Source organism: Pseudomonas sp. SK2, from assembly GCF_016772395.1.
In the GTDB taxonomy this organism is placed as follows: domain Bacteria; phylum Pseudomonadota; class Gammaproteobacteria; order Pseudomonadales; family Pseudomonadaceae; genus Aquipseudomonas; species Aquipseudomonas taiwanensis.
The window spans coordinates 5,011,586-5,023,865 of the sequence record NZ_CP061944.1; the positions used below are offsets into that span (position 1 = coordinate 5,011,586).

Consider the following 12,280-nt stretch of genomic DNA (forward strand, 5'->3'; position numbering starts at 1 on the left):
CCTCCCCTCTTTATATTCAGGCTATTTGGCGGACAGTGTACCACTCAGGCCCATCCGTCGCTGATCGCAGCCCCTGTGGCAGCGGGGCCTTCAGCTCAAACCCAGCTCAGCCCAGATCCGCCGCACCTCGCGTCGTTCATCGGCAAACTGCGCCGCGTCGATCACTCCAGCCTGCTTCTGCAAGGCCTGGCGGTGCGAAGCCGAACGAAACGCCTTGTACACTTCACGCAACAGCACCGCGTCACTGGCCGGCATCAACCCTGCCTGTTCCAGCTCTTCCAGAATGCGGATGTTATCGGTCCATCGCAGTATGGCCGGATGGTCGTGAGACCAAGCCAAAGCGGCGTATTGCACCATAAATTCGATATCGACGATACCGCCTGCATCCTGCTTGATATCGAATGGAACCCCCGCATCGAAAGCGTTGGCCGCCGTGCCCGCGACGGTCGCCTTGGTGCCGAGGTTGTCGCGCATCTTGGCGCGCATCTCGCTGACCTCGGTGCGCAGCTTGTCCAGGTCGCGAGCCTGGCCTAGCACCCTGGCGCGCACGCCTTCGAATGCCGCCGCCACCTGCTTGCATCCCACCAGTACGCGGGCGCGCACCAGGGCCTGGTGCTCCCAGGTCCAAGCCTCGTTCTGCTGGTAGCGCTCGAACGCCCCCAGCGAGCTGACCAGCAGCCCGGAGGCACCGGACGGGCGCAGGCGCATGTCGACGTCATAGAGCTGGCCAGAGTTGGTCTGGGTGGTCAACAGGTGAATGATCCGCTGGCCCAGGCGGGTGAAGAACTGGGCGCTGTCGATGGGCTTGGCGCCGTCGGTCTCGGCCTGAGGGTCGCCATCATGGATGAACACCAGGTCCAGGTCCGAGCCGTGCCCCAGCTCCAGGCCTCCGACCTTGCCGTAGCCAATGATAACGAAGCCCGGATCGCACAAGCTGCCATCGCTGCGCTTGGGCTGGCCGTGGCGCGACACGGTCTGGCGCCAGGCCAGGGCCAGTACCTGGTCGAGAATCGCCTCGGCCAGCCAGGTCAGGTAATCGCTGACTTTCATCAAAGGCAGGTTGCCACTGATTTCAGAGGCGGCCACCCGCAGGCTGTGGGCCAGTTTGAAGTGGCGCAACGCTTCCATCTGCTGCTCAAGGTCATCCTCGGGAATGCGCGTCAACCGCTCGCGCAACTCACTGGCAAGTTCAGGCGCCAGCGGTGGGCTGAACAAGCGCCCTTCGTTGAGCAGCTCGTCGAGCAACAACGGGTAACGGGCGATCTGCTCGGCGATCCAAGGGCTGGCCGCGCACAATGTCAGCAGCCGGCGCAGGGCACCTGGGTTCTCGGTCAACAATACCAGGTAGGCCGAACGCCGGGCCACGGCCTCTACCAAGGGCAAGACGCGTTCGAGCACCAGGTCGGGGTTGTCATGTTCCACCGTCTGCGCCATCAGGCGCGGCACAAAAGCATCGAGGCGCTCACGACCGATACGCTGCATCGACCGCAGCTGGGGGCTTGCGCGCAGGCCAGACAGACGACGCAGCGCCTCGGCAGGTTGCTTGAAGCCTGCTTCTTCCAACTGCCGGCTTGCAGCGTCTTCGTCCAGCGCCTGCTCCCACAGTGGCAACCACTCGCCCCCGACCACCAGCTCGCCCTCGCCTTCTTCATCGTCCGGGTCGGCGATGACCTGGCGGAAGTGCCAGTCGACCCGGCCGCGCCAGTACATCAGCTGGTCGTGGAAGCTCTGCCAGTCGGCAAAGCCAAGGATGTACGCCACCCGCTCACGGTCAGTCTCGCTGTCTGGCAGCATCTGGGTCTGGCGGTCGGCGATGGCCTGCAGGGCATGTTCGGCGTAACGCAGGAATTCGTAGCCTTCGCGTAGCTCTGCAACCACGGCCGGTGGCAGGTAGCCCTGGCCTTCGAGGGTCGCCAGCACCTTTAGCAGCGGCCGCTGTTGCAGGCTCAGGTCACGTCCACCGTGAATCAGCTGGAAGGCCTGGGCGATGAACTCCACCTCGCGGATGCCCCCGGCACCGAGCTTGATGTTGTCGGCCATGCCCTTACGTCGCACTTCCTGCTGGATCAGCTGCTTCATGGTGCGCAGCGCTTCGATCGCCGAAAAATCCAGGTAACGCCGGTAAACGAAGGGACGCAGCATTTCCTGCAACTGGGCACCGGCGTGCTGGTCGCCCGCTACCACGCGGGCCTTGATCATGGCGTAACGCTCCCAATCGCGACCCTGGTCCTGGTAATACTGCTCCAGGGCGTTGAAGCTGAGCACCAGTGCACCTGCCGAACCATAAGGACGCAGGCGCATGTCGACACGGAAGACGAAACCGTCGACGGTCACCGGGTCCAGGGCCTTGATCAGGCGCTGGCCCAGCCGGGTGAAGAACTCCTGGTTGTCCAGCGAGCGCTTGACCCCTTCGGTCTCGCCGCCTTCGGGGAATGCGAAGATCAGGTCGATGTCCGACGACAGGTTCAGCTCCACCGCACCGAGCTTGCCCATGCCCAGCACCACCATATGTTGCGGCTGGCCACTGCGATTGCCGATGGGCGTACCGAACTGCTGGCAATGGCGCGGGTACAGCCATTGATAGGCCTGGTCGATGGCGGCGTCGGCAAGGTCGGACAAGTCTCGGCAGGTTTCGCCCAGTTCGGCTTGGCGGGTGATGTCGCGCCAGATGATGCGCAGTTGCTGGCGGTTGCGTTCACGGCGCAGATTGCGCGCCAGCTCGTCCTCGGTCTGCGCCGCCTGGGCAGCGGCGGCGATATGCGCGCACAGATCGCCCGGGCCATAGCGACGGTCCAGCTCACCGCTGGCGACCAGTTCGAACAGCATGGCCGGTTCGCGCTGGGCCAGGCCCAGGACGAAGTCACTGGCCGCGGCTACCTGATCGAACTGTTGCCGATGGGCCAGGCTCCAAGCGTGCAAGTCCAGCTCAGGGTGACCGGCGATGGCATCGAGCAGGAACTGCTGGTTGCGAGCGACCAGCGGTTGCAGGGTAGCGGGCAGATCGAGCGGCAAAGGCAGGCGCATGGACTATCCTTGATCGGCGAGAAAGTGAGGGGTAGAGGCTGCCAAGGGGAAGCCCGACCACGGTTGGACTGTCATACAAAAGTTGGAAATAGCTGAAAAAAACGAATCACTGGCAAAAAACATCAAGAACCACCTGTTTTCGGCACAACGCCAACCAACATGAACGTTTTTCCTCACAACGCAGGGTGCGACCAAACGTCGCATTTCTGTAGTATTACTACTACCCCGACCGTGTAAAAGCATGAAATGCGAAAGCTTTTGTAGTAAAACTACACGGCGCCGGATGAGACCCCGGTAATCCAAGAATTCACGACGTCTGCCCATAAGGCCAGTCGCAAACTCAGGCCACCGATTCTGGTGGCCTTTCCGCCCTGGAGCAAGCCATGCAAGACCTCGATCCAATCGAAACCCAGGAATGGCTGGATGCCCTGGAGTCGGTCCTCGACAAAGAAGGCGAAGACCGCGCTCATTACCTGATGACCCGTATGGGCGAGCTGGCCACCCGTAGTGGCTCCCAGCTGCCGTATGCGATCACCACGCCATACCGCAACACCATCCCTGTCACCCACGAAGCACGCATGCCTGGCGACCTGTTCATGGAACGCCGCATTCGCTCGATGGTACGTTGGAACGCCCTGGCCATGGTCATGCGTACCAACCTGAAAGACTCGGACCTGGGCGGACACATCTCCAGCTTCGCCTCCAGCGCCACCCTGTACGACATCGGCTTCAACTACTTCTTCCAAGCCCCGACCGAAGAGCACGGCGGCGACCTGATCTTCTTCCAGGGCCACGCCTCGCCAGGCGTCTATGCCCGCGCCTTCATGGAAGGCCGCATCAGCGAAGAACAGATGAACAACTTCCGTCAGGAAGTGGACGGCAACGGCCTGTCTTCGTACCCGCACCCTTGGCTGATGCCTGACTTCTGGCAGTTCCCGACCGTTTCCATGGGTCTGGGCCCGATCCAGGCGATCTACCAGGCGCGCTTCATGAAGTACCTGGAAGCCCGTGGCTTCATCCCGGCCGGCAAGCAGAAGGTCTGGTGCTTCATGGGCGACGGCGAGTGCGACGAGCCGGAATCCCTGGGTGCAATCGCCCTGGCTGGCCGCGAGAAGCTGGACAACCTGATCTTCGTCATCAACTGCAACCTGCAGCGCCTGGACGGCCCGGTTCGCGGCAACGGCAAGATCATCCAGGAACTCGAAGGCGTGTTCCGTGGCGGCGGCTGGAACGTCAACAAGGTCGTCTGGGGCCGTTTCTGGGACCCACTGTTCGCCAAGGACACCAACGGTGCCCTGCAGCGTCGCATGGACGAAGTCATCGACGGCGAGTACCAGAACTACAAGGCCAAGGACGGTGCGTACGTCCGTCAGCACTTCTTCAACACCCCAGAGCTCAAGGCCATGGTCGAAGACCTGTCCGACGAGGAAATCTGGAAGCTCAACCGTGGCGGCCACGACCCGTACAAGGTCTATGCGGCCTACCACCAGGCGGTCAACCACAAGGACCAGCCTACCGTCATCCTGGCCAAGACCATCAAGGGTTACGGTACCGGTGCTGGCGAAGCCAAGAACACCGCGCACAACACCAAGAAGGTCGACGTCGACAGCCTGCGTCACTTCCGTGATCGCTTCGACATCCCGGTCAAGGATGCCGACCTCGAGAACCTGCCGTTCTTCAAGCCCGAAGAAGGCTCCGCCGAAGCCAAGTACCTGGCCGAGCGCCGTGCTGCCCTGGGTGGCTTCGTGCCACAGCGCCGCAGCAAGAGCTTCAGCGTGCCGACCCCGCCACTGGAAACCCTGAAGGCGATCCTGGACGGCTCGGGCGACCGCGAAATCTCCACCACCATGGCCTTCGTGCGTATTCTGGCGCAGCTGGTCAAGGACAAGGAAATCGGCCAGCGTATCGTGCCGATCATCCCGGACGAAGCCCGTACCTTCGGTATGGAAGGCATGTTCCGTCAGTTGGGCATCTACTCGTCGGTCGGCCAGCTCTACGAGCCCGTCGATAAAGACCAGGTGATGTTCTACCGCGAAGACAAGAAGGGCCAGATCCTCGAGGAAGGCATCAACGAAGCCGGCGCCATGTCGTCGTTCATCGCTGCCGGTACCTCGTACAGCTGCCACAACCAGCCGATGCTGCCGTTCTACATCTTCTACTCGATGTTCGGCTTCCAGCGTATCGGCGACCTGGCCTGGGCCGCTGGCGACAGCCGCACCCGTGGTTTCCTGATCGGCGGTACCGCCGGCCGTACCACCCTCAACGGTGAAGGCCTGCAGCACGAAGACGGTCACAGCCACATGATGGCGGGCACCATCCCGAACTGCCGCACCTACGATCCGACCTACGGCTACGAGCTGGCGGTGATCATCCAGGACGGCATGAAGAAGATGACCGAAGAGCAACAGGACATCTTCTACTACATCACCGTGATGAACGAATCCTACCAGCAGCCAGCCATGCCGGCCGGTGTCGAGGAAGGCATCATCAAGGGTATGTACCTGCTCGAAGAAGACACCCGCGAAGCCGCGCACCACGTACAGCTGATGGGCTCCGGCACCATCCTGCGCGAAGTCCGCGAAGCCGCGAAGATCCTGCGTGACGAGTTCAACGTCGGTGCCGACGTATGGAGCGTCACCAGCTTCAACGAACTGCGTCGCGACGGCCTGGCCGTGGAACGCGCCAACCGCCTCAAGCCTGGCCAGAAGCCTCAGAAGACCTACGTCGAAGAGTGCCTGTCCGGTCGCAAGGGCCCGGTCATCGCGTCCACCGACTACATGAAGCTGTTCGCCGAGCAGATTCGCCAGTGGGTACCGAGCAAAGAGTTCAAAGTCCTGGGTACCGATGGCTACGGTCGCAGCGACAGCCGCAAGAAGCTGCGTCACTTCTTCGAAGTCGACCGTCACTTCGTCGTGCTGGCTGCCCTGGAAGCCTTGGCTGACCGTGGCGAGATCGAACCCAAGGTGGTGGCAGACGCTATCGTCAAGTTCGGTATCGACCCGGACAAGCGCAACCCACTGGACTGCTGAGGAGTATTTTTAAGTGAGCGAACTCATTCGCGTACCTGACATCGGCAGCGGTGAAGGTGAAATCATCGAGCTGTTCGTCAAGGTCGGTGACCGCATCGAGGCCGACCAGAGCCTGCTGACCCTGGAGTCCGACAAGGCCTCCATGGAGATTCCAGCGCCCAAGGCCGGTGTCATCAAGGAACTGAAGGTCAAGCTGGGCGATCGCCTGAAAGAAGGCGACGAGCTGCTGGTCCTGGAAGCCGAGGGCGCCGCTGCGGCGCCCGAGGCTCCGGCCGCGGCCGCTCCGGCTCCAGCGGCTGCCGCTCCGGCGCCGGCTGCCGACGCCGCCCCTACTCCGGCTGCAGCCCCCGCTGCCGCCAGCGTTCAGGACATCCACGTGCCGGACATCGGTTCGTCGGGCAAGGCCAAGATCATCGAAGTGCTGGTCAAGGTCGGCGACACCGTCGAGGCTGACCAGTCGCTGATCACCCTCGAGTCCGACAAGGCCTCGATGGAGATTCCATCGCCTGCCGCTGGCGTGGTCGAAGAAGTGCTGTGCAAGCTGGAAGATGAAGTCGGCACTGGCGACTTGATCTTCAAGCTGAAAGTCGCTGGCGCCACGCCTGCTGCTGCTCCGGCTCCGGCTCCGGCTCCGGCCGCTGCCGCTCCAGCTGCTGCTCCAGCCCCGGCCGCCGCTCCGGCAGCCGCCCCGGCGCCGGTCGCCACCGCACCGGCTGCCGGCAGCAATGCCAAGGTTCACGCAGGCCCGGCCGTTCGCCAGTTGGCGCGTGAGTTCGGTGTCGACCTGGGCGCGGTCGCCGCGACCGGTCCGCACGGCCGCATCCTCAAAGAAGACGTACAGGTCTACGTCAAGGCCATGATGCAGAAGGCCAAGGAAGCCCCGGCAGCCGCCGGTGCGACTGGCGGCGCTGGCATCCCGCCGATTCCTGCCGTGGACTTCAGCAAGTTCGGTGAAGTGGAAGAAGTCGCCCTGACCCGCCTGATGCAGGTCGGTGCCGCCAACCTGCACCGCAGCTGGCTGAATGTGCCGCACGTCACCCAGTTCGACTCCGCCGACATCACCGAGCTGGAAGCCTTCCGCGTTGCACAGAAGGCCGTGGCCGAGAAGGCTGGTGTCAAGCTCACCGTGCTGCCACTGCTGCTCAAGGCCTGTGCCTTCCTGCTCAAGGAACTGCCAGACTTCAACAGCTCGCTGGCCCCCAGCGGCAAGGCCATCATCCGCAAGAAGTACGTGCACATCGGCTTCGCCGTGGACACGCCGGACGGCCTGCTGGTGCCTGTGATCAAGAACGTCGACCAGAAGAGCCTGCTGCAACTGGCTGCCGAAGCCGCTTCGCTGGCCGAAAAAGCCCGCACCAAGAAGCTGTCGGCAGACGAGATGCAGGGCGCCTGCTTCACCATCTCCAGCCTCGGCCACATTGGCGGCACCGGCTTCACGCCGATCGTCAACGCGCCTGAGGTGGCGATCCTGGGTGTCTCCAAGGCAACCATGCAGCCGGTCTGGGATGGCAAGGCCTTCCAGCCGAAGCTGATGCTGCCGCTGTCGCTGTCCTACGATCACCGTGTGATCAACGGCGCTGCCGCCGCGCGCTTCACCAAGCGTCTGGGCGACGTGCTGGGCGATATCCGCACCATGCTGCTGTAACACGCAGCCAGCCTGCCTCCCGTCGCGGAGGCAGGTACCCTTTTCGAGCTGCCACGCTCGTACCTCAACCCCGTCGATTGGCGGGGCTTTTTTTTGTTCGCCGATAGGATTTTGCGATCGAGCGCCGCCTGCGCGACGCATCGCGAGCAAGGCTCGCTCCTACGGTTGTTTCACGCCAATCAAGGTAGCGAGCCTTGCTCGCGATGCGTCGCGCAGGCGGCGCTCGATTTCACAAACACCAAAAACCTCTCGTCGAACAGCCCCCAAACTCATCAGCCAAACTAAGGATTTCCCCCCCGCAGCCGAAAACATATACATGACAGCCCCCTAGCCGCTTGCCAGCCTCGGGGACATGATGCAACCTTGCCAGATGCGCCGCTCAAGGCAGCGTCATCCTCTTCAAGCGAGTCTTCGATGAAAAGCCAACCCGATGCCACCAGTCGTGTGGTGGCCGAGGTCGTCACGCAGCTTCCCGTGCCTTCGCGGCTCGGCATGCTGCGTTTCGAAAGGCTGAACGAAGCCACCTGGTCGCTGCTTTACCTGGACCCCGCCTGCGAGCGTCAATTCGGCTTGCCCGCATCCGAACTGTGCGCGCTCATCGGCTCGCCCTATGCAAGCCTGATGGCACCCGAGATCCGCTACAAGCTGCATGACGAGATCCAGGCACAGCTGGCCCACCGTGGCTACTACCGAGTGCGCTACACCCTGCATGCGCAACAGGCGCCACTGCGCCTGCTGGAGGTCGGCGAGGCCTACAAACAGCACAACCGCCAGTTGCTGCGCGGCTACCTGACCGTGCTCGACGACCAGGCAGACGACCTCTCGGAGTTGGACGCAAACGATCTCGAATCGCGCAACAACCGCCTGCAACTGGCCCTGCAGTTGAACCAGCGTGCACAACAGGAACAGCTCGAACACCTGGAACGGGTACGTGGCCAGCAAGACCTGATCCTGCGCCTGGCACGCCAACGCTACAGTGCAGAGAACTCGTTGCTCGAAGCCGCCGAGCTGATTACCCGCAGCGCCTGTGAAATCTACAAGGTCGACAACGCCAGCATCTGGCATCTGGAAGAGCAGCGTCTGGTACCGATAAGCGCCTGGTACCGACACGAGCAGCAACACCAACTGCCCGAGCCGATCGATGCCAGCCGCTTCCCGGACTACCTCGAAGCCCTGCATGCCAGCCGCGCCATCGATGCTCATAACGCCAGCCACGACCCACGCACCCGTGAGCTCGCCAACAGTCTTTTACCGGCCAACAACGCCATGCTCGACGCCAGTATTCGCGTCGACGGCCAGGTGGTCGGCGTGCTATGCCTGGAACAGACCGGGCAGCCAAGGGCCTGGCAGTCCGACGAGATTGCCTTTGCCGGCGAGCTGGCCGATCAGTTCGCCCAGGTCATCACCAACCACAACCGGCGTACCGCGGCCAGCGCCCTGCACCTGTTCCAGCGGGCGGTCGAGCAAAGCGCCAACGCCTTCCTGCTGGTCAACCGCGACGGGGTGGTGGAATACGTCAACCCCAGCTTCACCGCCATCACCCAATACAGCACCGAAGAGGTCCAGGGCCACCATCTGGCCGAGTTGCCGGCGCTGGAGAATCTCAGCGAACTGCTGTTCGACTCGCCGTCGAGCCTGGAAATGGGCAACAGCTGGCAAGGCGAATTCAAGAGCCGGCGCAAGAACCTCGAACCCTACTGGGGGCAGCTGTCGATCTCCAAGGTATATGGCGATAACCGAGAGCTGACCCACTACATCGGTATCTACGAGGACGTCACCCAGTCCAAACTGGCCCAGCAGCGCATCGAGCGCCTGGCCTATACCGACAACCTGACCAACCTGGGCAACCGCCCAGCGTTCATCCGCAACCTCGATACCCACTTCACCCGCGACGGTGACAGCCCGATCTGCCTGCTGCTGGTGGACATCGACAACTTCAAGCGGATCAACGACAGCCTCGGCCACCAGACCGGCGACAAGCTGCTGGTGAGCCTGGCCCGACGCCTGCGCAACAGCCTCAGCCCCAATGACATCCTTGCCCGCTTCGCCAGCAACGAGTTCGCTGTGCTGCTCAACGGCACCAGCCTGGAGGATGGCCAGGGCGTCGCCCTCCAACTGCTGCGCACCCTCGACAAACCGATGTTCGTCGACAACCAGCTGATCAACGTCACCGCGTCGGTGGGCTTGGCCTGCGCGCCCATGCACGGCAGCGACCCGACCACCCTGATGAAGAATGCAGGCCTTGCCCTGCACAAGGCCAAGGCCAACGGCAAGCATCAGGTGCAAGTGTTCACCGAGGTGCTAAACGCCGAGGCCAGCTACAAGCTGTTCGTCGAGAACAACCTGCGCCGCGCCCTGACCCAGAACGAGCTGGAGGTGTTCTACCAGCCCAAGCTGTGCCTGCGCAGCGGCCGTTTACTCGGCCTGGAAGCACTGCTGCGCTGGAACCACCCCGAGCGCGGCATGATTCGCCCGGACCAGTTCATCAGCGTGGCCGAGGAAACCGGCCTGATCATCCCCATCGGCAAATGGGTGGTGCGCCAGTCGTGCCGCATGAGCCAGCAACTGCGCGAGGCAGGCATGGGCAACCTGCACGTGGCCATCAACCTGTCGCCAAAGCAGTTCTCCGACCCCGACCTGGTCGCCTCGATCAGCTCGATCCTCAAGGAAGAAGAACTGCCACCGCACCTGCTGGAGCTGGAACTTACCGAAGGCCTGCTGCTGGAGGCCACCGAAGACACCCACCGCCAGCTCGATGAGCTCAAGGCCCTGGGCCTGACCCTGGCCATGGACGACTTCGGCACCGGTTACTCATCGCTGAGCTACCTGAAGAAGTTTCCGATCGACATCATCAAGATCGACCGCAGCTTCATCAATGAAATCCCGGACAACCAGGACGACATGGAGATCACCTCGGCGGTGGTGGCCATGGCCCACAACCTCAAGCTCAAGGTAGTGGCCGAAGGGATCGAAACTCCAGAACAGCTGGCGTTCCTGCGCAGGCACCGTTGCGATGTCGGCCAGGGCTACCTGTTCGACCGGCCCATTCCGGGCCGGGAGCTGGCGGAAAAACTCAAGCGCTACCCGCGCGGTCCAATGGACTGACAGCAGCCTCAACCTCGGGCACTATAGAACCCATTCGGCCTCATCGCCGGCATTCCCCAGTACCTGCGGAACGACCCTGTAGGCGCCGGCTTGCCGGTGATCGAGCCCCCATCTACCTGACACACAGAGGAACGGCCATGGTCCTGCGTTCGGAAATCCTGGTGAACAAAAACGTCATGCCTACTGCGGAACAGGCCCTGCCTGGCCGCGAAACCCCAATGGCCCTGCCCGAATTCCACTATGTCTTCAAAGACACCCCACTGCTGGGCCCCTTCTTCGAGGGCAGCATCGACTTCGCCATCTTCGGCCTGGGCTGCTTCTGGGGTGCCGAGCGCCGCTTCTGGCAGCGTGAAGGCGTGGTCAGCACCGTGGTCGGCTATGCCGGTGGCTTCACGCCAAACCCCACCTACGAAGAAGTCTGCTCGGGCCTGACCGGCCATACCGAAGTGGTGCTGGTGGTGTTCGACAAGGATAAGGTGAGCTACCGCGAACTGCTGGCGATGTTCTGGGAACTGCACAACCCGACCCAAGGCATGCGCCAGGGCAACGACATCGGCACCCAGTACCGCTCGGCGATCTACTGCACCAGCCCAGAACAGCTGGAGCAGGCCAAGGCCAGCCGTGATGCGTTCCAGGCAGAACTGACCAAGGCAGGCTTCGGTGAAATCACCACCGAAATCGACCAGGCCCCGACCGTGTACTTCGCCGAAGCGTACCACCAGCAGTACCTGGCCAAGAACCCCGATGGCTATTGCGGCATCGGCGGTACTGGCGTGTGCCTGCCACCCAGCCTGCAGGGCAACTGAGCCATGAGCACAATGACCCTTTTCCACGGGCCGCTTTCGCCTTTCGTGCGCAAAGTCATGGTGGTGCTGCACGAAACCGCCCAGCTCGACCGCGTGGCCCTGCAGCCCGTGAACATCAGCCCAGTGAACGGCGACGAGCAACTCAACCAGGGCAACCCCATCGGCAAGATCCCGGCACTGCGCCTGGAAGATGGCACCGTGCTGCACGACAGCCGCGTCATTTGCGAGTACCTGGACTGCCAGCACGTCGGCACTCCGCTGATTCCCCGGGAAGGCTCGGCGCGCTGGCGGCGCATGACCCTGGCCTCCCAGGCCGATGCGATCATGGATGCGGCGGTATCGACCCGCTACGAGACCTTCCTGCGACCGCAAGACAAGCGTTGGGATGGCTGGGTGGCCGCGCAAAGCGAGAAGATTCGGCGCAGCCTGGCCAACCTGGAACGCGAGCACCTGGCCGAGTTGGCATCGGGGTTCGACATCGCGGCGATTGGTGTGGCCTGTGCGCTGGGTTACCTGGACTTGCGTCAGCCTGAGTTCGGCTGGCGGGCGCAACAGCCCGGACTCGCGGCGTGGTATGCCGAGGTGATCAAGCGGCCGTCGATGGTAGCGACGGCGCCGGCTGCCTGATCAGGCGCATCGCCGGCAAGCAGGCTCCCACAGGGGTGTGAAAT

At 62.9% G+C, this 12,280-nt stretch carries 6 protein-coding genes; 5 read left to right on the forward strand and 1 reads right to left on the reverse strand.

The genetic code is table 11. The annotated features are described in order from the left end of the window. Positions 1 to 90 precede the first annotated feature (90 nt). Complete coding sequence (gene glnE / locus IF103_RS22660; protein ID WP_023382741.1) at positions 91 to 3,024, reverse strand: bifunctional [glutamate--ammonia ligase]-adenylyl-L-tyrosine phosphorylase/[glutamate--ammonia-ligase] adenylyltransferase; 2,934 nt, start codon at positions 3,022 to 3,024, stop codon at positions 91 to 93. A 383-nt stretch (positions 3,025 to 3,407) separates the two neighbouring features. Between glnE and aceE the strand changes: the two genes are divergently transcribed. From aceE to IF103_RS22685, 5 genes are all read left to right on the forward strand, one after another. Continuing rightward, on the forward strand, positions 3,408 to 6,053 hold the full coding sequence (gene aceE / locus IF103_RS22665; RefSeq protein WP_023382742.1) for a pyruvate dehydrogenase (acetyl-transferring), homodimeric type: 2,646 nt from the start codon (positions 3,408 to 3,410) through the stop codon (positions 6,051 to 6,053). A gap of 13 nt (positions 6,054 to 6,066) precedes the next feature. Continuing rightward, on the forward strand, positions 6,067 to 7,698 hold the full coding sequence (aceF, locus tag IF103_RS22670; protein WP_202675691.1) for a dihydrolipoyllysine-residue acetyltransferase: 1,632 nt from the start codon (positions 6,067 to 6,069) through the stop codon (positions 7,696 to 7,698). A 414-nt stretch (positions 7,699 to 8,112) separates the two neighbouring features. Beyond that, complete coding sequence (locus IF103_RS22675) at positions 8,113 to 10,803, forward strand: sensor domain-containing phosphodiesterase (RefSeq protein WP_023382744.1); 2,691 nt, start codon at positions 8,113 to 8,115, stop codon at positions 10,801 to 10,803. A 137-nt stretch (positions 10,804 to 10,940) separates the two neighbouring features. Further along, positions 10,941 to 11,609 carry a peptide-methionine (S)-S-oxide reductase MsrA gene (gene msrA / locus IF103_RS22680; protein ID WP_023382745.1) on the forward strand — a complete coding sequence of 223 codons (669 nt, stop codon included), beginning with the start codon at positions 10,941 to 10,943 and terminating at the stop codon, positions 11,607 to 11,609. Between the two features lie 3 nt (positions 11,610 to 11,612). Beyond that, the gene (locus IF103_RS22685) at positions 11,613 to 12,236 is read left to right on the forward strand and encodes a glutathione S-transferase (RefSeq protein ID WP_104881111.1); all 624 of its coding nucleotides are present in this window, start codon (positions 11,613 to 11,615) and stop codon (positions 12,234 to 12,236) included. Positions 12,237 to 12,280: the final 44 nt, after the last annotated feature.